This window comes from Paenibacillus sp. TCA20, from assembly GCF_000732325.1.
GTDB classification, from domain to species: Bacteria; Bacillota; Bacilli; order Paenibacillales; family Paenibacillaceae; genus Paenibacillus; species Paenibacillus urinalis.
This window is the reverse complement of sequence record NZ_BBIW01000018.1, coordinates 41,292-64,421: the sequence shown is the minus strand read 5'-3', so window position 1 is coordinate 64,421 and position 23,130 is coordinate 41,292. Positions and strand designations below refer to the sequence as shown.

24 protein-coding genes, 1 rRNA gene and 1 other annotated feature are annotated in these 23,130 nt (G+C 45.8%); of the genes, 24 read left to right on the top strand and 1 reads right to left on the bottom strand.

Going from position 1 to position 23,130, the window contains the following annotated elements; genetic code table 11:
* The first annotated feature begins 184 nt into the window (after positions 1-184).
* From rrf to pssA, 9 genes are all read left to right on the top strand, one after another.
* Positions 185-301, top strand: a 5S ribosomal RNA gene (rrf, locus tag TCA2_RS23930).
* 192 nt (positions 302-493) lie between these two features.
* Entirely contained in the window at positions 494-1,660 is a 1,167-nt protein-coding gene (gene eis / locus TCA2_RS23925) for an enhanced intracellular survival protein Eis (RefSeq protein ID WP_047914122.1), read from the top strand.
* 398 nt (positions 1,661-2,058) lie between these two features.
* Positions 2,059-2,520 (top strand): CtsR family transcriptional regulator, encoded by a 462-nt coding sequence (locus tag TCA2_RS23920; protein WP_047914121.1) that lies wholly within the window; start codon positions 2,059-2,061, stop codon positions 2,518-2,520.
* Positions 2,521-2,570: 50 nt separating this feature from the next.
* A complete protein-coding gene (locus TCA2_RS23915; RefSeq protein ID WP_047914120.1) occupies positions 2,571-3,092 on the top strand; it encodes a UvrB/UvrC motif-containing protein in 522 nt (173 codons plus the stop codon).
* A gap of 31 nt (positions 3,093-3,123) precedes the next feature.
* On the top strand, positions 3,124-4,185 hold the full coding sequence (locus TCA2_RS23910) for a protein arginine kinase (protein WP_047914119.1): 1,062 nt from the start codon (positions 3,124-3,126) through the stop codon (positions 4,183-4,185).
* A 193-nt stretch (positions 4,186-4,378) separates the two neighbouring features.
* Entirely contained in the window at positions 4,379-6,832 is a 2,454-nt protein-coding gene (gene clpC, locus TCA2_RS23905) for an ATP-dependent protease ATP-binding subunit ClpC (protein ID WP_047914118.1), read from the top strand.
* Between the two features lie 309 nt (positions 6,833-7,141).
* Positions 7,142-8,509 (top strand): DNA repair protein RadA, encoded by a 1,368-nt coding sequence (gene radA / locus TCA2_RS23900; RefSeq protein WP_047914117.1) that lies wholly within the window; start codon positions 7,142-7,144, stop codon positions 8,507-8,509.
* 13 nt (positions 8,510-8,522) lie between these two features.
* Positions 8,523-9,599 carry a DNA integrity scanning diadenylate cyclase DisA gene (gene disA, locus TCA2_RS23895; RefSeq protein WP_047914116.1) on the top strand — a complete coding sequence of 359 codons (1,077 nt, stop codon included), beginning with the start codon at positions 8,523-8,525 and terminating at the stop codon, positions 9,597-9,599.
* Positions 9,600-9,655: 56 nt separating this feature from the next.
* Entirely contained in the window at positions 9,656-10,384 is a 729-nt protein-coding gene (gene pssA, locus TCA2_RS23890; RefSeq protein ID WP_047914115.1) for a CDP-diacylglycerol--serine O-phosphatidyltransferase, read from the top strand.
* 175 nt (positions 10,385-10,559) lie between these two features.
* On the opposite strand, the gene TCA2_RS23885 is transcribed toward pssA, so the two are convergent.
* The gene (locus tag TCA2_RS23885; RefSeq protein WP_047914114.1) at positions 10,560-10,955 is read right to left on the bottom strand and encodes a hypothetical protein; all 396 of its coding nucleotides are present in this window, start codon (positions 10,953-10,955) and stop codon (positions 10,560-10,562) included.
* Between the two features lie 248 nt (positions 10,956-11,203).
* On the opposite strand from TCA2_RS23885, the gene TCA2_RS23880 reads away from it, so the two are divergent.
* The 15 genes from TCA2_RS23880 (at position 11,204) to rplA (ending at position 22,823) form a co-directional block, all read left to right on the top strand.
* Positions 11,204-12,292 (top strand): PIN/TRAM domain-containing protein, encoded by a 1,089-nt coding sequence (locus TCA2_RS23880; protein ID WP_047914113.1) that lies wholly within the window; start codon positions 11,204-11,206, stop codon positions 12,290-12,292.
* A 73-nt stretch (positions 12,293-12,365) separates the two neighbouring features.
* Positions 12,366-13,052, top strand: a complete 687-nt coding sequence (ispD, locus tag TCA2_RS23875; RefSeq protein ID WP_047914112.1) for a 2-C-methyl-D-erythritol 4-phosphate cytidylyltransferase — start codon at positions 12,366-12,368, stop codon at positions 13,050-13,052.
* Positions 13,053-13,056: 4 nt separating this feature from the next.
* Positions 13,057-13,545, top strand: a complete 489-nt coding sequence (gene ispF / locus TCA2_RS23870) for a 2-C-methyl-D-erythritol 2,4-cyclodiphosphate synthase (RefSeq protein ID WP_047914111.1) — start codon at positions 13,057-13,059, stop codon at positions 13,543-13,545.
* Between the two features lie 23 nt (positions 13,546-13,568).
* The gene (gltX, locus tag TCA2_RS23865; protein WP_047914110.1) at positions 13,569-15,023 is read left to right on the top strand and encodes a glutamate--tRNA ligase; all 1,455 of its coding nucleotides are present in this window, start codon (positions 13,569-13,571) and stop codon (positions 15,021-15,023) included.
* Positions 15,024-15,555: 532 nt separating this feature from the next.
* On the top strand, positions 15,556-16,236 hold the full coding sequence (cysE, locus tag TCA2_RS23860; protein ID WP_047914124.1) for a serine O-acetyltransferase: 681 nt from the start codon (positions 15,556-15,558) through the stop codon (positions 16,234-16,236).
* Between the two features lie 47 nt (positions 16,237-16,283).
* Positions 16,284-17,681, top strand: coding sequence for a cysteine--tRNA ligase (gene cysS / locus TCA2_RS23855; protein ID WP_047914109.1), 1,398 nt, complete (start codon positions 16,284-16,286; stop codon positions 17,679-17,681).
* Entirely contained in the window at positions 17,678-18,133 is a 456-nt protein-coding gene (locus TCA2_RS23850) for a Mini-ribonuclease 3 (protein WP_047914108.1), read from the top strand. Before cysS ends, TCA2_RS23850 begins: the two co-directional genes overlap by 4 nt.
* 37 nt (positions 18,134-18,170) lie before the next feature.
* The gene (gene rlmB / locus TCA2_RS23845) at positions 18,171-18,911 is read left to right on the top strand and encodes a 23S rRNA (guanosine(2251)-2'-O)-methyltransferase RlmB (RefSeq protein ID WP_047914107.1); all 741 of its coding nucleotides are present in this window, start codon (positions 18,171-18,173) and stop codon (positions 18,909-18,911) included.
* Between the two features lie 13 nt (positions 18,912-18,924).
* Positions 18,925-19,449, top strand: a complete 525-nt coding sequence (locus tag TCA2_RS23840) for an NYN domain-containing protein (RefSeq protein WP_047914106.1) — start codon at positions 18,925-18,927, stop codon at positions 19,447-19,449.
* 171 nt (positions 19,450-19,620) lie between these two features.
* A complete protein-coding gene (gene sigH / locus TCA2_RS23835; RefSeq protein ID WP_047914105.1) occupies positions 19,621-20,265 on the top strand; it encodes an RNA polymerase sporulation sigma factor SigH in 645 nt (214 codons plus the stop codon).
* A gap of 351 nt (positions 20,266-20,616) precedes the next feature.
* On the top strand, positions 20,617-20,766 hold the full coding sequence (gene rpmG, locus TCA2_RS26815) for a 50S ribosomal protein L33 (RefSeq protein WP_072735843.1): 150 nt from the start codon (positions 20,617-20,619) through the stop codon (positions 20,764-20,766).
* 22 nt (positions 20,767-20,788) lie between these two features.
* Positions 20,789-20,980 carry a preprotein translocase subunit SecE gene (secE, locus tag TCA2_RS23830; protein WP_047914104.1) on the top strand — a complete coding sequence of 64 codons (192 nt, stop codon included), beginning with the start codon at positions 20,789-20,791 and terminating at the stop codon, positions 20,978-20,980.
* 22 nt (positions 20,981-21,002) lie between these two features.
* Positions 21,003-21,536: a transcription termination/antitermination protein NusG gene (nusG, locus tag TCA2_RS23825; protein WP_047914103.1), complete on the top strand. Its 534-nt coding sequence runs from the start codon at positions 21,003-21,005 to the stop codon at positions 21,534-21,536.
* Between the two features lie 84 nt (positions 21,537-21,620).
* A complete protein-coding gene (gene rplK, locus TCA2_RS23820) occupies positions 21,621-22,046 on the top strand; it encodes a 50S ribosomal protein L11 (protein WP_047914102.1) in 426 nt (141 codons plus the stop codon).
* 84 nt (positions 22,047-22,130) lie between these two features.
* A complete protein-coding gene (rplA, locus tag TCA2_RS23815) occupies positions 22,131-22,823 on the top strand; it encodes a 50S ribosomal protein L1 (protein ID WP_047914101.1) in 693 nt (230 codons plus the stop codon).
* 73 nt (positions 22,824-22,896) lie between these two features.
* Positions 22,897-23,048 (top strand) — a sequence feature (ribosomal protein L10 leader region).
* Positions 23,049-23,130 lie beyond the last annotated feature (82 nt).

Below are 23,130 nucleotides of genomic sequence, written 5' to 3'. Positions count from 1 at the left end.
CGGTAAATCCGAATACTTTCTCGGGGCCCGGAACAAAACCGGGTCAACAAAGATTCTAACATCGCTCATTGTTTCGTATCTAGTTTTCAGGGAGCAAATCCTTGTAAGATTTAAGCTGCATGTCCTTCTAAGGACTGATATTTTCTCGCAGCGATTTCGAGAAGCGTAGCTTCGAAAAATCATGTTTGGTGGCGATAGCGGAGGGGTTCCACACGTACCCATCCCGAACACGATCGTTAAGCCCTCCAGCGCCGATGGTACTTGGACCGAAGGGTCCTGGGAGAGTAGGACGTTGCCAAGCACACATAAGACACTATCGATGACACTCGATAGTGTCTTTTTTTACTTGCAGGACCTTTCTTATATAACTCTTCAGATTGACATCTGTATATAGATCTGACACACTTTTGCTAGATTGGATCCTTTGTTCACTTTCATATATAAAGACAAGAGTTGAGCTAACCTTCTAAATTATGAATCGCGAGGTGGAACCATGGTCATTCGGCAATTGAAGATGGAAGAGTTTGATGTAAGTACACAATTATCTGAATATGCTTTTAGATATAAGCTGACTGCTGAGGAGAAGGAACAGCGGAGACAGCACTTTGTTCCTGAGCAGTACTGGGGTTTGTTTGATGATGAAGAACTACAAGCAAAGCTGACTCTATTGCCTTTTCAAGTATATGTAAACGGCAAAGTATTTGATATGGGCGGCATTGCTGGGGTCGCCACATGGCCGGAAAACCGTAGAAAGGGACATGTGGCCCAATTGCTCAAGCATGCGCTGCAGGAGATGAAGAATCAAGGACAGAGCCTATCCTTCTTACATCCTTTTTTGGTACCGTTCTACCGTAAATACGGCTGGGAGGTCTTTGCCGAATACAAAAGGTATTTCATTCAAGCTCACCAGCTTCCACCAAGAGTAGAATACGAGGGGAAGGTTGTTCGCGATGTAACGGATATCGCTGTACTTGATGGGTTGTATCAATCTTTTGCAAGTCGCTATAATGGCACTTTGGTTCGAGATGAGGCGTGGTGGAAACGATCCGTGCTGAATGGGGATGGGCATACAGCCGTTTACTACTCTCCTGAGGGAGAGCCGCAAGGATATGTGCTTTATGAGAATAAAGACAAAGAGCTTATATGCGATGAATTTGTTTATTCGAATGAGAATGCGCGCCGAGCACTGCTTACGTATTTTGCAAACCATCCCAGTGAGCAGTTTAAGTTAAGCATGTTACCCTCAGACGATGAGCTGCCCTTCCTGCTGCCTGAACCGAGAGTGAAGCAGGAGCTTGTTCCTTATTTTATGGCACGTATTGTTGATCTGAGAGCTTTTATTGCCCAATATCCGTTTGAAGCAAACCAGAGCTTGGATCTGGTTCTCCAAGTTGAGGATTCTGTAGCATCCTGGAATACGGGATTTTGGCACCTGACTATAAACGAGGATGGACAGGGTAATATAGAACTTCTTTCTTCTGATGACAAGTCTACTGCCGATGTATCGGGCGACATCCAATCCTTTACAGCGATGTTTATGGGCTACAAGCGGCCACGGGAACTTTATTTAATGGAACGATTAGCAGGTAATCCGCTCCGAGCAACCCAACTGGATCATGTGATTCCTGCATGCCGAACATTTTTTATGGACTTCTTCTAATTTAACTAGAGGCTGCTGAGATTAGGTAAGACCCTTGAAAGAACGAGCTCTCCTGAACAATTCAGGGGAGTTTTTTTCGTAAGGCGCATATTTTAGGTCAAAATGAGAAAAATGAAAAAGGAACCCCTCTTGAGAATTCTACATAATGTGGTATAATGAAAACAAAGTCAAAGAAAGTCAAAGTCAACAGAGATCAAACAGATTTGAAGTATCAGGGATGCAGGGCGTCACATTGAGTTTTCTAGGCGAATGAGATTCGTTCTCCGTCCAAGATGGGTAATTTCAAGGATGGGTAGTGACCCCAGTTGGGAAGCCTTTTCCTTAGATACAGATGATTAGTGTAGTTTAATGTAATGAACTCAAGTTATTTAAGGGGCAAATATAGTGGGGGATGTAGAATGCGCAATATTTCTGATATTATCGAGCAATATCTGAAAAATATTTTGCAGGATAGCTCTGAGGGCTTGATTGAGATTCAAAGAAACGATCTCGCTGATAAGTTCTCTTGTGTACCGTCTCAGATTAATTACGTCATCAGCACAAGGTTTACCCTTGAAAAAGGCTATCTAGTGGAAAGTAAGCGTGGCGGAGGCGGATATATTCGCATTCAGCGTGTGGAGCTTCCTGCACAGTTTGCTCTAAATGGACATTTTCATCAGCATATTGGAGATGAGATTAATCAGACGGCAGCAGAAGGGCTTATCTATCAGCTGGAAGAGGCCGGATTCCTCAACCGTAGAGAGGCTGCTTTGGTCAAGGCGGCTATATCTCGAGAAGTACTGCTTATTAAACTTCCCTATCGTGATCAGATTCGCGCTCGAATGCTAAAAGCAATGCTGATCTCGGTCTTGGGCAAATGAATAGGATTGTTCATATGATCAAGAAAGTGAAGCAAAGGAGGTAAGCGGTCATGATGTGTCAACAATGTAATGAACGCCCGGCTACGCTCCATTTTACGAAGATAGTAAACGGAGAGAAGACGGAATTTCATATTTGTGAGAACTGTGCTAAGGAAAAAGGTGACCATATTTCAGGGATCTCCAACGGTTTTTCCATTCACGGACTTTTGTCAGGGCTTATGGACTTTGAGTCAGGCAAGTATAAAACAGCTGGAGCTCCCTCTCCGGAAACGCTTCGTTGTGAGCAATGCGGAATGACATTTAGTCAGTTCAGTAAGCTTAATCGGTTTGGCTGCAGTTCCTGCTACAATCATTTCTCCAGTCGCTTGGATCCGCTTCTGAAACGCGTACATGGCAACACCACACATATCGGGAAAGTGCCGGTTCGTGCAGGCGAGAAAATTCACCTTAAACGCAGAGCGGATGAATTGAAGCGTGAAATGCAGGAGAAGATCAATCTTCAAGAGTTCGAGGAGGCCGCTAAACTGCGTGACCAGATTCGTGAGCTTGAAAAAGAGATAGCACAAGAGTAAAGTTTGGTAATAAAGTAAGGAGGTGTGCACCATGTCGGATATCCGGTTTACCGAAAAACCACTTAGTGATTGGATGCGGAATACCGCTGCTGACTCAGAAATCGTAATCAGTAGCCGGGTAAGAGTCGCTCGTAATGTGCAGAGCTTTCCGTTTCCAATGCTGGCTACAGAAGAGCAGTCGAGAGAAGTACGTCGTAACCTTATTGATGTGCTTGGCTTTGAGGAAGTTCATAAGTTTGGTGAATTCCATGTACTGAATTTGAATGAACTGGATCAATTCGATAAAGAAGTTCTGGTCGAAAAACATTTGATCAGCCCCGATCTTGCGAACGAATCGAGAAACGGAGCTGTTATACTCAGTGAAGATGAATCCATCAGCATTATGGTGAATGAAGAGGATCACTTGCGTATCCAATGTTTATTCCCAGGTTTCCAGGTGCAGGAGGCATGGAAGAGGGCATCAGCGATTGATGATGTGTTCGAAGCCCATATCGATTATTCATTTGATGACCGAAGAGGCTATCTAACGAGCTGTCCTACCAATGTAGGTACAGGTCTCCGAGCTTCCGTAATGATGCATTTACCGGCTCTTGTCATGACGAAGCAAATTAGCCGAGTGCTTACTGCCGTATCACAAGTAGGTCTCGCGGTTCGCGGAATTTATGGAGAAGGCAGTGAGGCGACAGGAAATCTGTTTCAAATATCGAATCAAATTACATTAGGACAGTCTGAAGCTGAAATCATTGAGAACTTATATAGTGTCGTTCTTCAGATCATTGGTCATGAGCGAAATGCACGCGAGAGACTGATGCGTGATTCGAAGCAGCGGATTATGGACCGGGTTATGCGCTCTTACGGGATTCTATCCCATGCGGTGATCATGGATTCCAAGGAAGCTGCACAGCGCTTATCAGATGTTCGATTGGGCATTGATCTTGGATTGATTGAAGAGCCCTCTATTGTTCAAATGAATGAACTGAATGTCATGACTCAACCGGGTTTTCTGCAGAAGAAATTCGGTGAAGAAGTCCTGGATCCGAATGCGAGAGACATCTACCGTGCACAAATGATACGAGATGTTCTTAAGCATTAGAACTCGTCAGAGAAATGCGTTATTTTGATGGATATTATAACAGTAATAACCCGGCTGAGTGCTGATCTTGCCTTAGATAACAGGCAGTTCGCAATCGGCTTGGGATGATACCGACGATTGTCGGCCAGAGCTGTCCGTGACGGGCAATCTGGATAGAGATATAGGCAATTAAACTTGTGGAGGTGCAAGAACTATGATGTTTGGAAGATTTACAGAACGAGCGCAAAAAGTGCTGGCTTTAGCTCAAGAAGAAGCGGTTCGTTTAGGTCATAATAACATCGGTACCGAACATATTTTGCTCGGCCTGATTCGTGAAGGTGAAGGCATTGCTGCCAAAGCTCTTATCGGTCTGGGTCTAGGACTTGAAAAAATTCAAGATGAAGTAGAAACGCTCATTGGCCGCGGTCAAGAGCAGCCTACGAATATTGCATATACACCACGTGCGAAGAAAGTGATTGAACTTTCGATGGATGAAGCTCGTAAATTGGGCCACACCTACGTTGGAACCGAACATATTCTACTCGGGCTGATCCGTGAAGGTGAAGGGGTTGCAGCACGCGTACTGAACAACCTGGGCATCAGCCTGAACAAAGCTCGTCAGCAAGTACTTCAATTGCTTGGAAGCAGCGAAGCGGTGTCCAGTCATAATGGAGCACAAGCTAACGTGAGTACACCAACACTGGACAGCCTTGCACGTGATCTTACTTCCATTGCGAAGGAAGGCAACCTTGATCCGGTAATTGGCCGGAGTAAAGAGATCGAGCGTGTTATTCAAGTGCTCAGCCGTCGTACAAAGAACAACCCGGTACTAATCGGTGAACCAGGAGTAGGTAAAACAGCAATAGCGGAAGGTCTGGCTCAGAAAATTATCGCCAACGAAATTCCTGAAACGCTGCGTGACAAACGCGTAATGACCCTGGATATGGGCTCCGTTGTTGCAGGAACGAAATACCGTGGTGAATTTGAAGACAGATTGAAAAAGATTATGGATGAGATCCGTCAGGCAGGCAATATTATTCTCTTCATTGATGAACTGCATACACTTATTGGAGCAGGGGGAGCAGAAGGAGCTATTGACGCTTCCAACATTCTGAAGCCGGCTCTGGCTCGCGGAGAACTGCAATGTATTGGTGCGACTACTCTGGATGAGTATCGTAAATATATTGAAAAAGATGCTGCACTTGAGCGTCGTTTCCAACCGATTAATGTGGATCAGCCATCCGTGGATGAAGCGATTCAAATATTGCACGGCTTGAGAGATCGTTATGAAGCGCATCACCGTGTGAAAATTACGGATGAGGCGATTGAACAGGCAGTTAAATTGTCGGACCGTTACATTACAGACCGGTTCCTGCCGGACAAAGCCATTGACCTGATTGATGAAGCGGGCTCCAAAGTAAGACTTAACTCTTATACGGTACCGCCTAATCTCAAGCAGCTTGAGAACAGACTCGATGATATTCGTAAAGAAAAGGATTCGGCTGTTCAAAGTCAGGAATTCGAGAAGGCTGCTGCCCTGCGAGATACAGAGCAGAAAATTCGCGAAGAGCTTGATGTAACGAAGAATCAGTGGAAGGAAAAACAAGGTCGTACTGACTCCGAGGTCACACCTGAGGATATCGCACAGGTCGTAGCCAGCTGGACGGGGGTTCCTGTCAATAAGCTGAAGCAGGAAGAAACGGATCGACTGATGAACATGGAAGGAATCCTGCATGAGCGTGTTATCGGGCAGGATGAAGCCGTTAAAGCGGTCAGCCGTGCAATCCGCCGGGCACGTGCAGGTCTGAAAGACCCGAAACGTCCGATGGGCTCCTTTATCTTCCTGGGACCAACTGGGGTAGGTAAGACAGAGCTTGCTCGCGCCCTTGCTGAATCGATGTTTGGCGATGAGAATGCTGTCATCCGGATTGATATGTCTGAATATATGGAGAAGCACTCCACATCCAGACTGGTTGGAGCTCCTCCGGGATATGTAGGCTATGAAGAAGGCGGGCAGCTGACTGAAAAGGTGCGCCGTAAGCCATACTCTGTCGTTCTGCTGGATGAGATTGAAAAAGCCCATCCGGAAGTATTCAATATCCTGCTTCAAGTGCTGGAAGACGGCCGTCTGACAGATTCGAAGGGCCGTGTAGTCGATTTCCGCAACACGCTCATCATCTTGACTTCGAACGTAGGTGCAGATGCTATTAAGCGTAATTCTACGCTGGGCTTTACAGCCGTTGTAGATGCAGGTGCGAATTATGACAACATGAAGGGGAAAGTGATGGATGAGCTGAAGAAGAGCTTCCGTCCCGAATTCCTAAACCGGATTGACGAGATTATCGTGTTCCATTCCCTTGAGGAGAAGCACATCGGTGAGATTGTTACTCTGATGGCGGAGGAGCTGCGTAAACGTCTGCGTGAGTATGATGTTGACTTTGAGCTGACAGATCAAGCGAAGGCATTCCTTGCCAAAGAAGGCTTTGATCCTGCTTACGGGGCAAGACCACTCCGCAGAGCCATTCAGAAGCATATTGAAGACCGGCTCTCCGAAGAGCTGCTCACGGGTAATGTGACAAAGGGTGATTCTCTGCTTATTGATGTGGATGAAGGAAGTTTGGTGGTCACCAAAAAAGATAGTGTATCTACACCTACAAGTTCTTCATAAATTGTTACATCTGGATAGAATGAACTTAAGATTTGATTGATCCATGCCACATGTATAATTAAAAATGTTGGAAAGGGTTCTTGTCGCGTGAGCGATAAGAACCCTTTTTTTAAGGAAAATGCATACTTGATAGACATCAAATCAAGATGGATGACTTGGAAAAAATACATCCTGTGTAAAGTTTGGCAATTAAGCTTTACGTCAAAATGCATTCAATGTTAAACTTTTATTAAATCCTTTTTTAGTAAATTCGGCATTTGCACTTTAAGACGATTATAGTCGAATAGTGTAAAAATAAGGAGAAGTGAAGTGGCTAAAGTTAAAACGAAATTTTATTGTACTGAATGCGGCTATGAAGCCCCTAAATGGTACGGTAAATGTCCAGGATGTCAGTCCTGGAACTCCATGGTGGAGGAAACCGAAAGTATCGTTAAGACACAAGGGAGAGGTTCTTCCCTTTTTGATAGTAAAGAAAAGCCTCAGCCCATCATAAACATAGAGAGTGACCAGGAGCCCCGCATCCTGACGGGTATTAAAGAGCTGAATCGAGTGCTCGGCGGCGGCGTCGTTCCGGGCTCTCTTGTTCTGGTCGGCGGAGATCCGGGCATCGGTAAATCTACATTACTGTTGCAAACCTCCCATGCCATGACCACAGCAGGACTGCGCGTGCTGTATATTTCCGGTGAGGAATCGGTTAGGCAGACGAAGCTGAGGGCGGATCGACTGGAAGCATTGTCTCCTGAGCTGTATGTGCTCAGCGAAACAAATATGGAACGGATTGAGGAAGCAGTCAAACAGGTAGAGCCGCATTTCTTAGTCATTGACTCCATTCAAACGGTATATTTACCAGAAATTACGAGTGCACCGGGCAGTGTGGCACAAGTTAGAGAATGTACATCAAGATTTATGCGAATCGCCAAAGGTCAGGGCATTGCGACCGTGCTTGTAGGGCATGTTACTAAGGAAGGTGCTATTGCAGGACCGCGAATGCTTGAGCATATGGTGGATTGTGTGCTCTATTTTGAAGGCGAGAGACATCATACGTACCGGCTGCTTCGTGCGGTGAAGAACCGTTTTGGCTCAACCAATGAAATGGGGATTTTTGAGATGGGTGAAATCGGGTTAACCGAGGTTGCCAATCCATCCGAGATGTTCTTGTCTGAACGACCGCTTGGGGTAGCAGGCTCTACTGTTGCTGCCAGCATGGAAGGGACCCGTCCAATGCTTGTTGAGCTTCAGGCGCTGGTATCCGCAACCCAATTCCCTTCTCCAAGACGTATGGCTACCGGTGTAGATTACAATCGTATGGCTCTTATTATCGCCGTATTGGAAAAGCGCCAGGGTATGTTCTTACAGAACCAGGATGCTTATATAAACGTCGCCGGAGGGGTGAAGCTGGATGAACCTGCTATTGATCTGGCGGTTGCCGTCAGTGTCGCATCCAGCTTCCGGGATATGCCGACCAAACCTTTTGATGTTGTGTTTGGAGAGGTAGGTCTTACAGGCGAGGTCCGGGCCGTGTCTCGTGCGGAGCAGAGAGCAAAAGAAGCGCAGAAGCTTGGATTCAAACGGGTGATTATGCCAGAGAAGAGCCTAAAAGGCTGGAAGCACCCGAAGGGAATAGAACTTATCGGTGTAAACACCGTCGGAGATGCACTAGCGGTTGCTTTAGATTAGGGGGCATTGAAAGATGAAAGAATCGAGCCAATTGGATAAAATGAATGATCTCTTAAGATTGGTTGCGCCCGGAACGCCATTTAGAGAGGGACTGGAGAACGTATTGCGTGCAAAAACGGGTGCGCTGATCGTCGTTGGTTACAGTCCTGAGGTTATGGAGGTTGTGGACGGCGGTTTTTCGATCAATTGTGATTTCTCTCCAAACTATCTATATGAGCTGGCCAAGATGGACGGAGCCATTATCTTAAGTGAGGATTTAAAACGAATTTTGTATGCAAATACACAGTTGATTCCTGATTCCTCTATTTCGTCTTCAGAGACAGGAATTCGCCACAGAACTGCCGAAAGAGTTGCCAAGCAGACAGGTAAGCTCGTTGTATCCATATCACAAAGACGTAATATTATTACGCTCTACCAGGGTACACTGCGGTATGCATTGAAGGAAATCGGTGTAATTTTGACGAAAGCAAATCAGGCGATACAAACGCTTGAGAAATACAGGGCGGTGCTCAATCAATCCTTGACGAATCTCAGCGCGTCCGAATTTGAAGAGCTGGTGACCATACCTGAGGTTGTGAATGTCATTCAGCGTGTGGAAATGGTGCTTCGAATCAAGATGGAGATCAAGCGCTACATTAATGAGCTCGGAAATGAAGGGCGGCTTATCTCCATGCAGATGGAGGAGCTTGTCAGCAATACGGAAGAAGAAGCCATGCTTCTGTATAAGGACTATGCTAAGGATGACAGCGATGAGAAGATCAAAGAGATCGTGAGTGGGCTTAAACGTTCAACAGATGATGAACTGCTGGATACCCACCATATTGTTCGTTTGCTCGGATATCCTGCATCAGCTGCGACTTCAGAAGAATCAGTGGCCCCAAGGGGGTACCGTGTTCTCAGCAAGATTCCTCGCCTGCCAAATGTCATCATTCATAATTTGGTTGAGCAGTTTGAACACCTGCCGCATGTCATCATGGCAACCATCGAAGAATTGGACGAAGTCGACGGTATCGGAGAAGTACGTGCGCGTACGATTAAGGATGGTTTGAAGCGTCTGCAGGAGCAAATGTTCATTGACAGACAGATATAAATAACCCAGAATGACAGATGATTATTTTTTTATTGCCGCACATATGAGGTGACGTGATGATAACGAAATCAATTCCGAATTTATTTACCTTGGGTAATTTATCACTCGGAATGATTGCCATTTTGCTGGCCTCAGAAGATCAGTATACGCTTGCCGCTTTTATGGTGGTTATCGCTATGCTTCTTGATGGCTTAGATGGCCGGATTGCAAGGGCGCTGAATGCTCAAAGTGAGTTTGGTAAAGAACTGGATTCACTGTCTGACATTGTATCATTTGGTGCCGCCCCGGCTTATCTGATGTATACCGTCTCGTTTCAGGTAGCTCCGGTAGCTATAGCCTGGATCGTAACCAGCCTATTTCCGATATGCGGTGCACTGAGGTTAGCCCGATTTAATGTTAAACCCGGAATTCCCGGTTATTTCACAGGACTGCCTATACCGGCGGCAGGTGGTGTACTTGCGCTGCTGTCCTTATTTAACAAAGATATTTCCGCTCCCTTTATGATGGTGGCTACACTGCTGTTGTCCTATCTCATGATCAGCTCGCTGAAATATCCGAATTTCAAAAAGGTAGGCATTCCCAAAAAAGCGGTGTGGATCGCTCCACTGGTTGTTTTGTTTTCGATTGCACTTGCATTTTTGTTCTCTGAGCAATTATCCATGTTTGTATTTATTCCTTTGGTGTTATATGCCGTATACGGTATGTCTCATAGTGTACAACGTTATATTCAACGCAGACGCAATCGGAACAAGAGTCAGGAAGATGAAACGTCACATCGTTATTAGGGAAAAGTTGAGCAGAGATGCTCATTCGAATAAAAAAGCATTTATTCTCTCGCATCACACGAAGAGAATAAATGCTTTTTTTGTGCTGTAAATTCATCGTAGTACGAATCGGAAGTGTATAGAAGGCTGTGTATATTAGCGGAACTAATCTAGAGTTGCTTACATTTAAATTTCGTTACGATAGGTTGAAAATGCCGAGTGTAGAACACTTGTTGGCTTCATTCTCAAGGACATCCTCGAGCTGAATATTGAGCAGATTGCAAAGCGCCGACATATAAAACAGATTGCGTCCAAGCTCTGAGCTGACAATCTCTTTGCAATGATCACACAAGTCTCCATGTACATGTGTCTCTACTGAAGATTTAGCGTCCTCCAAATTCCCGTTAGGTGTGTATGACTGCTTGGAAGCATGAAGTTCAATACATCCGCACTCCGTAATGGCCTTGGAGACTGCACGATTAACAGAAGCGTCGGCTTGTCCTAACTTTGACAAGACATCAATCAGACTACGGTGACGGAGCAACAATTCGGATACTTGGTCTTGAAAGGTTTGCAGGCTGGAAGTGCTCATTCCTTATATTCACCTCGGTGTGTTTTCAGTTGAATTTATTATATGCCACCCTACAAACCATTTTCAACCATGATTTACAGTTAGATACTTATCGTTAGATTCAGCGGCGAAAATGATTTATTTATTCTTCATATAGAACGAGAAGAGATTCGGAAGATATTTTTCCTTAAATATCCTTCTCTACAGGATTAGGACCTTCTGAATTGGTTCATACTGGATAAGGAAAAGGTCAAAGGAGGTGAAGGGACATGTGGAAAAAAGTCATTTTAACATTGACTGGAATCATGGGAGCATGGTCTGGTTATGCGTTATATCATTCAGTAGGAGTAACGGTCCCTTGGTTAAGCGAACTGGCTGACAGACTGGGGACGACAACAGCACTTGCGTTATGGATGCTAACAGGGATTGCGGTCTTTACATTACTATGCAGTACACTGGGTTCTATGGTGAATTTAAGGGTAGAAGAAGGAGTGACGAAGCTCGCTCGTGTTCCTATGAGTGAATTGGCGGCGGGGGCTTTGGGGCTGGGAATTGGATTGTTGTTCGCTATACTTCTTTATCCGTCATTCAATTGGCTTGGTAAGCCAGGAGAGCTGCTTCAAGTGGCTATGATGCTTATCTTCAGTTACATGGGACTTCGGCTGGGTCTTGCGAAGAAAGAGGACCTAGGGGCGTTCTGGACTTCAGGACGGTGGAATAACGGTGCAATAAGTGAAGACAGACGGATTGAAGAGCATAAGATACTGGATACGAGTGTCATTATTGATGGCCGAATTGCGGATATCTGCAAGACAGGCTTTATCGAAGGAACCATCGTTATCCCTGAATTCGTACTGGAGGAGCTTCAACATATTGCGGATTCATCAGATCTGCTCAAGCGAAACCGTGGACGCCGCGGGCTCGATATCCTTAACAAGATTCAAAAGGAATTGGAGATTAAAGTGCTGATCTATGAAGGCGATTTTGAAGAAATATCTGAGGTGGACAGTAAATTGGTTAAGCTCGCCAAGGTACTTCAGGGCAAGGTTGTAACCAATGATTTTAACCTGAATAAGGTATGTGAGCTTCAAGGCGTATCTGTGCTGAACATTAATGATTTGGCTAATGCGGTCAAGCCGGTCGTTTTGCCAGGTGAGGAAATTATGGTCCAGATCATCAAGGACGGCAAGGAGCATGGTCAAGGCGTAGCCTACCTGGATGACGGCACCATGATTGTTGTCGAGGGCGGAAGAGAATATATCGGCACGATGATGGAGGTGCTTGTGACAAGCGTACTCCAAACCTCTGCAGGAAGAATGATTTTTGCCAAGCCGAAACTGTTGGAAAAAGCTCAATAAAGCGGTATGATGGAGATTGAGTGTTCCGATCGCTGAATGCTTAAGCAGAAGAACAAGGCAGGGGTTTAAGAGCATGAACAATTCATGGGGGGCCGTCATTGTGGCAGCAGGCAGGGGTACGCGTATGGGATACGCGGAGAGCAAGCAATTTCTGCTGCTGCAGGACAAGCCAATCTTTATACATACGCTTGAGGTGTTCAGCCGTGTGTCGCGAATTAAAGAGTTGATCGTGGTAACAGGTGCTGCGGATGTTGCGCGCTGCGAAGAGTGGATTCATAAATTTGGCCTTGAAGATCAGGTTCGGGTAACTGCTGGAGGATCAGAAAGGCAGGATTCCGTCTATGCAGGCTTGAAGGAGCTTACTTCTGATTATGTGCTCGTACATGATGGAGTCAGACCTTTTGTGACACCGGATCTTATCGAGAGCTGTATGGAGGCTGCGATGGAGCATGGGGCTGCTGTGCTTGCGGTACCTGTGAAGGATACGATCAAACAAGTAAACGAAGAAGGCATTATCATGTCCACGCCGGATCGGCGAAGTCTGTGGAGTATCCAAACCCCACAGGCTTTTCGTCTGTCTGCACTGCTTGAGGCTCATGAGCGGGCGAAGCAGGAGGCGTTTCTTGGCACTGATGACGCGATGCTGATTGAACGGCTTGGGAAGCAGGTAAAGGTCGTAGAGGGCCGGTATACGAATATTAAAATTACGACGCCGGATGATCTGGATTATGCTGTATTTATGCAAAAAAGGGGAGAGTAGACTTATGATCCGTGTAGGACAAGGATTTGACGTTCATCAATTAGTGGAGGGCCGACCATGTATTATTGGGGGAGTCACGATTCCCTATGAAAAAGGACTGCTGGGACACTCCGATGCGGACGTGCTTCTGCATGCGATAAGTGATGCCATACTCGGTGCTTTGGGTCTTGGTGATATCGGCAAGCACTTTCCGGATACGGATCCGGTATTTAAAGACGCAGATAGTCTTAAGCTGCTGGAGCGAGTATGGGAGCTTGCTGTCGAGCGTGGCTATCAGCTGGGCAACGTGGATTCAACGATCATTGCTCAAAAGCCAAAGATGGCACCCTATATTCCGCAAATGGCAGAGATCATTGCCAAGGCTCTAGGTGCAGAGCTCTCTCAAGTGAATGTAAAAGCGACGACGACAGAGCAGCTTGGCTTTGCAGGACGGGGCGAGGGCATTGCTGCGCAATCGGTTGTCTGCCTGATCCAACCTGTGCTATCATCTTGAAATAATGAATCGGAGGGGATATTATGAGCACGGAGGTTCGCGTGCGTTATGCGCCGAGTCCGACAGGACATTTGCATATCGGAAATGCAAGAACGGCATTATTCAATTATTTATATGCGAGAAATCAAGGCGGGAAATTTATTATCCGCATTGAAGATACAGATACAAAGCGGAATATTAAAGGCGGAGAAGAAAGCCAGCTGACATATTTGAAATGGCTTGGTATGGAATGGGATGAGAGTATTGATGTTGGGGGCGAATATGGCCCTTATCGTCAAACGGAACGTCTCGATATCTACAAGAAGTATTGGCAGGATTTGATTGACCGCGGTCTCGCTTATTTCTGTTATTGTACAGAGGAAGAGCTTGAAGCGGAGCGCGAGGAGCAGATGTCCCGCGGGGAGACACCGCGTTATTCCGGCAAGCACCGTGATCTTACGGAAGATGAACGCAAGGCATATGAAGCCGAAGGCCGCGTGCCAAGTGTACGTTTCCGTGTACCGGAAGAGAAAATATACACCTTTAATGACATGGTTAAAGGAACAATATCCTTTAATTCCAAAGAAACCGGGGATTTCGTTATTGTCAAGAAGGACGGCATTCCTACTTACAATTTTGCTGTTGCTCTTGATGATCATTTGATGAAGATCACCCATGTTCTGCGTGGTGAGGACCATATCTCCAATACACCTCGTCAGCTGATGATTTATGAAGCTTTTGACTGGGAACCGCCGGTGTTCGGTCATATGACCCTCATTGTTAATGAGAATCACAAGAAGCTCAGCAAGCGCGACGAGTCGATTATTCAATTTATTGAGCAATATGACAAGCTCGGTTATTTGCCGGAAGCACTGTTTAACTATATCTCACTACTGGGCTGGTCTCCGGAAGGAGAAGAGGAAATTTTCAGCAAGGACGAGCTGATTAAGATTTTTGATCCGTCACGGCTGTCCAAGTCTCCTGCGGTGTTTGATACGAATAAGCTGGCTCACCTTAATAACTCTTATATCAAGAATGCGGAACCGAAACGAATCGCGGATCTTGCGATTCCGCACTTGCAGCAAGCGGGTCTGCTCTCTGGTGATCTTGAAGCAGACAAGCGGGTTTGGGCAGAGGAACTGGTGGCACTTTATCAGGAGCAGATGGTTGCAGCATCGGATATTGTGGAGCTGGCGTCCTTGTTCTTCAAGGATGAAGTGGAGTTTGAAGGCGAAGCTGAAGCTGTTCTGAAGGAAGAGCAGGTGCCGACGGTGCTCAAGGCTTTTGCTGAGAAAGTAGAAGCTTCCTCTGATTTTACTGCCTCGCACATGCAGGCTTTGATTAAAGAAGTGCAGAAGGAGACAGGCTTTAAAGGCAAGCAGCTGTTCATGCCGATTCGTGTAGCATTGACGGGCCAAACCCATGGCCGGGATTTGAATGCAACAATTTATCTGTTAGGCCGCGATAAGGTGTTAAGCCGTTTGAGAGCCCAATATTAAAATTTGCCATGAGACTAGGAAGGATAATCCTTGTCAGCCGAAGTTCTTTTCGCTAAGATATATAAAAAGCAGTACATCAAGATAAGCAGTCTCTGTTTATCCTAATATGATTAAGAGTACCCGTATGGGGAAGACTGACTATATTAAACAGCTGTGAACAGGAGAAGTACACAGTCATGAACGTGGACCAGAGAAGATAACCGGGTAAGACCTTAACAAGTCTTCAAGGCTGGAAGTTATCTCACGCTCTGCTGATCGAAAATGCGCCTGGGAGCTGCGCCTCCGAACCTGGACCTTTCCACTATGCTGGAAAGCTACTGCGGGTAGGTAGCGACGTTTCGTCCTCGTTAACGGACGTCCGAGATAGGGTACGTGCGTGATACGAATCCTAAGCAGAGTGGAACCGCGATTTAATGAGACGCCTCTGCAGCCGAATATGGCTGCAGAGGCGTTTTTTGATTCACATACGCTGACAGGCAGAATCAAATTTACGAAAGACGAACGGGTAAATGATGCGAAGAGGGGAACAGATATGTTTAAGAAATTGAAATCTGATATTCAGGCAGTCTTTGATAATGACCCGGCTGCTAGAAGTCGGTTTGAAGTGATCTTTACTTACTCGGGATTGCATGCCATCTGGGCCCATCGCTTGGCGCATCATTTTTACGGATGGGGATGGTACACCGTGGCCAGAATCATCTCTCAATTCAGCCGGTTTATGACGGGAATCGAGATTCACCCGGGGGCTACGATCGGGAATCGGCTCTTCATCGATCATGGTATGGGGGTCGTCATTGGGGAAACGTGCGAAATTGGTGATGATGTGGTGATTTATCAAGGTGTGACCTTAGGTGGAACGGGTAAAGAGAAAGGAAAGAGACATCCTACCATTGGTAATAATGTGGTGATATCCTCGGGCTCTAAAGTGTTGGGATCATTTAAAGTAGGAGATTACAGCAACATTGGAGCAAACTCCGTAGTACTAAGAGAAGTCCCCCCAAATAGTACGGTCGTTGGTATTCCGGGGCGAGTCGTTAAGCAGGATGGCCGGAGAGTCGATCGACTGAGTCAGCAGCTGCCGGATCCGGTTGTTGATTCTATGCGGGAGCTGCAGAGAGAGCTGGTTACTCTGCGGGAGGAGCTGGATCAGCTTAAATCAGCAGCTAACGAAGGAAGCCGCAAAGAGGCGGTCATACGTGGTAACAAATCGTAAACGTGGTACAATATAATGATTGAAATGTATTGAAAGGAACGTGAATCATGGCGCTTCATATTTATAATACGCTCACAAGGAGCAAGGATGTATTTACTCCACAGGAGTCGGGAAAAGTGAAAATGTACGTGTGCGGACCGACAGTATACGACTATATCCATATCGGAAATGCACGGCCGATGATATTTTTCGACGTGGTTCGCAGCTATTTAGAGACGGTGGGTAATGATGTGAATTATGTCGTTAACTTCACGGATGTAGACGATAAATTGATAAAAAAAGCAGAACAGACAGGACTTACGGTGACACAGGTTGCAGATCGCTTTATTAAAGCATACTACGAAGACCTAGATGGACTGGGCATTCCGAGAGCAACTCATAATCCGAGAGTTACCGAGAATATGGATCTGATCATTGATTTTATTGATCAGCTGTTCAAGGAAGGAATTGCTTACGAGAATGGCGGGGATGTGTATTATCGCACACACAAATTCCCGGAGTATGGCAAGCTCTCCAAGCAAAATCTCGATGAGCTCCAGTTCGGCATTCGAATCGGAGTCGATGAACGCAAAGAAAACCCGCAGGATTTTGTTCTATGGAAAGCGGCAAAGCCTGGTGAAATTTATTGGGAAAGTCCTTGGGGTCCGGGGCGTCCAGGCTGGCATATCGAGTGCTCGGCTATGGCGCGCAAGCTGCTCGGTGACACTTTGGATATTCATGGAGGCGGCCAAGACCTGCAGTTCCCGCATCATGAATGTGAAGTGGCCCAATCTGAAGTATTGACAGGCAAGCCGCTGGCTAATTATTGGATGCATAACGGCTTCATTCGGATTGACAATGAGAAAATGTCGAAATCTTTGGGGAACGGTATTTTGGTGAAAGATTTGCGCAATCTCTATCGCCGTGAAGCCATTCGATATTTCATGCTTTCGACACATTATCGCAATCCCCTCAATTTCAGTGAGGATATTATGCAGCAGGCCGAAAATAGTGTGGATCGGATTGCAATTGCGGTAAATAATGTGAAGCATCGTCTTGGAACGGTAACCCTGGACCAGCCTGTATCCGAGAAGCTGAAATCCAGACTTTCCGAAATTCTGGCCAGCTTCCATGAGAAAATGCAGGATGATTTTAATACACCAGATGCTATTACAGCCGTGTTTGAATGGGTAAATGAGGTTAATAGCCTGCTTCAGGCCGAAGTGACTAACCGTGCTGAGCTTGAGGCGGTATTGACGACGTTTGATGAGATGAACGGAGTGCTCCGTATATACACATCGGATGAAGATGATCTGCACGAGGATGTAGAAAAATTGATCGCTGAGCGTAATGAGGCCCGCAAAACGAAGAATTGGGCACGTGCAGACGAAATTCGTGATGAATTGACGGCTATGGGCATTGTTATCGAAGATACGGCTCAAGGCATAAGATGGCGGCGCAAATGAGTGAGATGGATATTCATCTTAACGAACAAGGAGAGCGGGATTGGTTGTTTCCTTACTCTCCTTCACGTAGGCCGGAACTGATTCCGCCCATTGCGCTGGCGTATATCGGAGATGCGGTCTATGAGGTAGCTGTAAGACAATATTTGCTGTCGAAGCCCAATTTGCGTCCACATCATCTTCATCAGAAAGCGACCAGTTTCGTATCAGCCAAAGGGCAGAGTCGAATATTGTCTCTTATCGAGTCGATGCTGGATGATCAGGAACAGGATGTTGTTAGACAAGGTCGGAATGCCAAATCGAGCGTGCCGAAAAATGCAGACGTACAGCAATATCGCCATGCGACAGCATTTGAATGTCTTGTCGGATATTTGTACTTAAGCAAAAGGGAAGCGCGGCTGCGCGAGCTGATAGATATGGGCATTACACAAATGCAGCAGGAGAACAACAACTAATTGAATTGAAGGCGTCAGCCAGGAGGATAATGGAATTATGGAAGAAGAATGGATTGCCGGCAAGCACTCGGTTATCGAGGCGCTGCGTTCCGGAAGAACGTTAAATAAAGTGTGGATTGCCGACCAAGCCCAGAAGCACTTGACGATGCCAATTATTGCAGAAGCCAAAAAAGCGGGCGTCATCATACAGCAAGTGGATAAGCGTAAACTGGATCAGATGGTTCCCGGCATCCAACATCAAGGAGTGGTAGCGCAGGCTGCACCTTACCAATACGCTGAAGTGGAGGATATCCTTGCTTCTGCACAGGAGAAGGGAGAACCTCCGTTTCTAGTACTGCTGGATGAGATCGAAGATCCCCACAACCTCGGCTCTATTTTGCGGACAGCGGATTGCACAGGTGCGCATGGTGTCATCGTTCCAAAGAGACGGTCTGCGCAAGTGACAGCAACGGTATCCAAGACCTCTGCTGGAGCAGCAGAATATGTGCCTGTAGCGAGAGTAAGCAATTTGGCACAAACGATTGAGGAGCTGAAGCAAGCCGGAGTGTGGGTTGTAGGCACCGATGTAAGAGCTACGGAATCTGTCTTCGGCAATGGAGTGTTTACAGGGCCTGTTGCTATAGTGATTGGAAACGAAGGCAAGGGTATGGGCCGTCTGGTTCGAGAAAAATGTGACATCCTGCTCAAGCTGCCGATGGCAGGACAGATCAATTCATTGAACGCCTCGGTTGCAGCCGGTGTAGTCATGTACGAAGTGCTCCGATCCCGAAAGGCCTAGGGGCTGGCGGGTCATGAAGGATCTCCGTGATGTGCTTCTCGTGGACGGCTACAACATGATCGGAGCGTGGAAGGAGCTATTTACGCTAGCTCAGACAGACCTGGATGGAGCTCGGGACAAGCTTCTGGCGAAGCTTGCTGAATATCAGGGATTCTCAGGCCGAAGAGTCATCGTCGTATTTGATGCGTACCGAGTTCCCGGCCTGGGCAAATCCTTCACGGAGAACAAAGTCCAGGTCTATTTTACAAAAGAAAAAGAAACGGCAGACGAGTGCATCGAGCGTCTTGTTGGCGAGCTCAGCTCTCGCAGACGGCAAATTTATGTGGCAACAAGCGATATGGTGGAACAGCATGTTATCTTTGGACAAGGTGCACTCCGCTTGTCTGCGCGCGAACTTCTTATTGAGCTGGAACAGAATGAGAAGGAAGTGGGCAAACGGATCAAAGAAGATTTTCAAAAAAAATCGACAAAAAATACGATAGATTCAAAGCTCACACCGGAAATGCGAAAATTGTTCGAGCAGTGGAGAAGAGATTGACAAATCCCCTTCGGGTGTAAATAATTGGTATTATGTATCTCTTGACATTTATATCATTCTTTTCTTTTTTAGGCGGTGTGTGGTTGACGATGGAAGGTTCGATCATTTATACTGATGCTATTATTTTGATAGGTGACGGGGTTCCTTGCGTTGCAGCCGGAGGGATTGTTAGTGAGTGTTGACCTCAAAGATATCATGTTGTCCGAGTTTGATTACCTAAGCGATGAGGATATTGTCCAAGCGGTTCATAACAACGATAGTGAGGCGCTGGAATACTTGATCAACAAGTATCGTAATTTTGTACGCGCCAAAGCAAGATCTTACTTTTTAATCGGTGCCGATAGGGAAGATATCATTCAAGAAGGAATGATCGGGCTTTACAAGGCAATACGTGATTTCAGAGGGGACAAGCTGGCTTCATTCAAGGCATTTGCAGAGTTATGTATAACCAGACAGATTATCACAGCCATCAAGACTGCAACTCGTCAGAAGCATATTCCGCTGAATTCGTATGTATCGTTGGACAAGCCGATCTATGATGAAGAGTCAGACCGTACGCTGCTGGATGTCATTTGTGGTTCCCAGGTGAGTGACCCTGAAGAGCTTATTATTAATCAAGAAGAGTTTGTCGGCTTGGAAGACAAGATGTCCGAGATTTTAAGTGATCTGGAACGCAAAGTATTGATGCTTTATTTAGACGGCAGATCCTATCAAGAAATAGCGGTTGATCTGGATCGTCACGTAAAGTCCATCGACAATGCACTGCAGAGAGTTAAACGCAAACTTGAGAAATATCTTGAAGTACGAGATAATTAGAATATTGCAACTTGAAGAAAGACTCGAATCAGAGTCTTTTTTTGCTTGCAGCAATGACAGGACGTTTAAAAACAACGGAATGTTTAATACTGTTTAATATTGGCGTTTCTATTATTTGTGTTCGTCCAATTTATTGGTTGCATAGGAGAGAGACGCTTTCTGAGAACAAAACGAGACCTGAAAGTTCGCCGACTACAGGTTATTTTAGCCAATGAATAAGGCTTATTCTTGCATTGACATGAATATACCCTTGTGATAAAGTGTTTTAGGTAGGCCTAAATTCGCGCTTTTTTTTAGGATCAATTTAGAGACTTCTGATAATGCTTCGGATGTCTTCGGGAGGTGCACATCATGCGGGTAATTATTACTTTGGCTTGTACGAATTGCAAACAAAGAAATTACACAACGACAAAAAACAAGCGTAATCACCCTGACCGCATGGAGATGAAGAAATTTTGCAAGTTTTGTAACGAGCAGACTTCTCATCGCGAAACCAGATAGTTAATTTGGAGGTGTAGTCGGCGTGAAACGTAGTTTCAAGTCTCTGTTTTCCTTTTTCTCAGAAAGCTGGGCAGAGCTTAAAAAAGTTCGCTGGCCTAATCGTAAAGAGTTAACTAACTACACCCTGATTGTTCTGGGGACGGTTATAGTTATCACGCTTTATTTTTGGGTTCTTGACATCGGAATTTCCTATGTGATCGATGCGATAATTTAAGAAGGGTCCCAGGTGGCTTGATATGGAAAAAAGATGGTATGTCGTTCATACCTATTCAGGGTATGAGAACAAAGTCAAAGCCAATTTGGAAAAGCGCGTAGAGTCCATGGGCATGGAGGACAAGATATTCCGTGTTCTTGTTCCAATGGAAGAAGAAGTGGTGAATAAGGACGGTAAGAAAAAGACTGTCATGCGTAAGATTTACCCGGGATATGTCCTAGTCGAAATGATTCAAACGGATGATTCCTGGTATGTTGTTCGCAACACGCCTGGAGTAACTGGGTTTGTAGGATCGACAGGGTCAGGTTCAAAGCCGACACCATTGCTGCCAGATGAAGTTGAACAGATTCTGAAGCATATGGGTGTGGTAGAACCGAAACCGAAGATTGAATTCGACATTAAGGAATCTGTACGAATTAAGGTTGGTCCTTTTGCGAATTTTGTGGGCTCCGTGGAAGAAATATTGGCTGAGAAAAGTAAACTGAAAGTTCACGTCAACATGTTTGGACGGGAAACCCCGCTTGAGCTGGATTATACTCAAGTGGAGAAATTATAGAAGCTTTATCGAAGCTGACATTGGTTTCTTGTGGGAGGGCTTATAAAGCTCGTCGACCACTATTGATGCAAGGAGGTGTCTTACATGGCCAAGAAGGTAATCAAAATGGTAAAACTGCAGATCCCTGCAGGGAAAGCGAATCCTGCGCCTCCGGTAGGTCCGGCATTGGGTCAAGCGGGTGTCAACATTATGGCATTCTGTAAAGAATTCAACGCTCGTACAGCCGATCAAGCAGGTTTGATCATTCCAGTTGAAATTACGGTGTTTGAAGATCGTTCCTTTACTTTCATCACCAAAACTCCACCGGCTGCAGTTCTGCTTAAAGTAGCTGCTAAACTTGAAAAAGGATCCGGTGAACCGAACAAGAAAAAAGTCGCAACTGTTAAACGCGATACTGTTCGTCAAATCGCTGAGCAAAAAATGCCTGACCTAAACGCTGCGAACGTAGAGTCCGCAATGCGTATGGTAGAAGGTACTGCTCGCAGCATGGGTATCACCATCGAAGACTAATTGAAGTGTTCGTAACGCGGGCTGTAATATGTGCCCGCCATGTGGGAGGTATATCCGTTAAAACCACAAAGGAGGAATAGAAACATGGCTAAACATGGTAAGAAATATGTTGAAGCTGCTAAGCTGATCGACAGCGAAGCTAGCTACGAGCCTTTGGAAGCTGTTGAGCTTGTCAAAAAGGCATCGACTGCTAAATTCGACGAAACAGTTGAAGCTGCAGTTCGTTTGGGCGTAGACCCACGTAAACAAGACCAAGCTGTGCGTGGTGTTGTTGTCTTGCCTCACGGTACAGGTAAAACACAACGCGTATTGGTATTTGCAAAAGGTGAAAAAGCGAAAGAGGCGGAAGCAGCTGGAGCAGACTTTGTTGGGGATCAAGATATGATCAACAAAATCCAACAAGGTTGGTTCGAGTTCGATGTCTGCGTAGCTACACCTGATATGATGAGTGAAGTAGGTAAATTGGGCCGTCTGCTCGGCGGTAAAGGCCTGATGCCTAACCCTAAAGCCGGAACGGTTACTTTCGATGTTTCCAAGGCTGTTCAAGAAATTAAAGCCGGTAAAATCGAGTATCGTCTGGATCGTGCAGGTCAAATTCACGCGCCAATCGGTAAAGTATCTTTCTCTGCTGAGCAGTTGAATGATAACCTTAAAGCACTGATCGAAGCACTTAACCGTGCTAAACCAGCTGCTGCTAAAGGTGTTTACCTGAAAAACATCAGCCTGTCCTCTACAATGGGACCTGGTGCTCGTGTGAGTACAGCTTCTTACAGATAATAAATACCAGTTGACTTCGGTCCGCTGAATCTGTTATTCTGTAAAAGTTGTTAAGTCATAAGTGACTGACCCTTAAATTCGAATATGCTTACCGTAGACAGTAGGTGCTTATATAAGCTTAATTTCCTACCGAGGTGTGATGATAGAACGTATCAATTGAGTTTCTATGCTCAATCTGACTTTATCAAGCCTTCGTGATTCTACGGAGGCTTTTCTTATTGGATAAATGAAGCTGATACATCGGATCAAGCCTCACCTATCTTACGGGAAACTTCCGCTTCTGGCGGTTAACGAAGATGCTTAAGTG

Coding starts and splice junctions, on each gene's coding strand:
- eis (WP_047914122.1), top strand. CDS start 494: ATGGTCATTCGGCAATTGAAGATGGAAGAGTTTGATGTAAGTACACAA.
- TCA2_RS23920 (WP_047914121.1), top strand. CDS start 2,059: ATGCGCAATATTTCTGATATTATCGAGCAATATCTGAAAAATATTTTG.
- TCA2_RS23915 (WP_047914120.1), top strand. CDS start 2,571: ATGATGTGTCAACAATGTAATGAACGCCCGGCTACGCTCCATTTTACG.
- TCA2_RS23910 (WP_047914119.1), top strand. CDS start 3,124: ATGTCGGATATCCGGTTTACCGAAAAACCACTTAGTGATTGGATGCGG.
- clpC (WP_047914118.1), top strand. CDS start 4,379: ATGATGTTTGGAAGATTTACAGAACGAGCGCAAAAAGTGCTGGCTTTA.
- disA (WP_047914116.1), top strand. CDS start 8,523: ATGAAAGAATCGAGCCAATTGGATAAAATGAATGATCTCTTAAGATTG.
- pssA (WP_047914115.1), top strand. CDS start 9,656: ATGATAACGAAATCAATTCCGAATTTATTTACCTTGGGTAATTTATCA.
- TCA2_RS23885 (WP_047914114.1), bottom strand. CDS start 10,955: ATGAGCACTTCCAGCCTGCAAACCTTTCAAGACCAAGTATCCGAATTG.
- TCA2_RS23880 (WP_047914113.1), top strand. CDS start 11,204: ATGTGGAAAAAAGTCATTTTAACATTGACTGGAATCATGGGAGCATGG.
- ispD (WP_047914112.1), top strand. CDS start 12,366: ATGAACAATTCATGGGGGGCCGTCATTGTGGCAGCAGGCAGGGGTACG.
- ispF (WP_047914111.1), top strand. CDS start 13,057: ATGATCCGTGTAGGACAAGGATTTGACGTTCATCAATTAGTGGAGGGC.
- gltX (WP_047914110.1), top strand. CDS start 13,569: ATGAGCACGGAGGTTCGCGTGCGTTATGCGCCGAGTCCGACAGGACAT.
- cysE (WP_047914124.1), top strand. CDS start 15,556: ATGTTTAAGAAATTGAAATCTGATATTCAGGCAGTCTTTGATAATGAC.
- cysS (WP_047914109.1), top strand. CDS start 16,284: ATGGCGCTTCATATTTATAATACGCTCACAAGGAGCAAGGATGTATTT.
- TCA2_RS23850 (WP_047914108.1), top strand. CDS start 17,678: ATGAGTGAGATGGATATTCATCTTAACGAACAAGGAGAGCGGGATTGG.
- rlmB (WP_047914107.1), top strand. CDS start 18,171: ATGGAAGAAGAATGGATTGCCGGCAAGCACTCGGTTATCGAGGCGCTG.
- TCA2_RS23840 (WP_047914106.1), top strand. CDS start 18,925: ATGAAGGATCTCCGTGATGTGCTTCTCGTGGACGGCTACAACATGATC.
- rpmG (WP_072735843.1), top strand. CDS start 20,617: ATGCGGGTAATTATTACTTTGGCTTGTACGAATTGCAAACAAAGAAAT.
- nusG (WP_047914103.1), top strand. CDS start 21,003: ATGGAAAAAAGATGGTATGTCGTTCATACCTATTCAGGGTATGAGAAC.
- rplK (WP_047914102.1), top strand. CDS start 21,621: ATGGCCAAGAAGGTAATCAAAATGGTAAAACTGCAGATCCCTGCAGGG.
- rplA (WP_047914101.1), top strand. CDS start 22,131: ATGGCTAAACATGGTAAGAAATATGTTGAAGCTGCTAAGCTGATCGAC.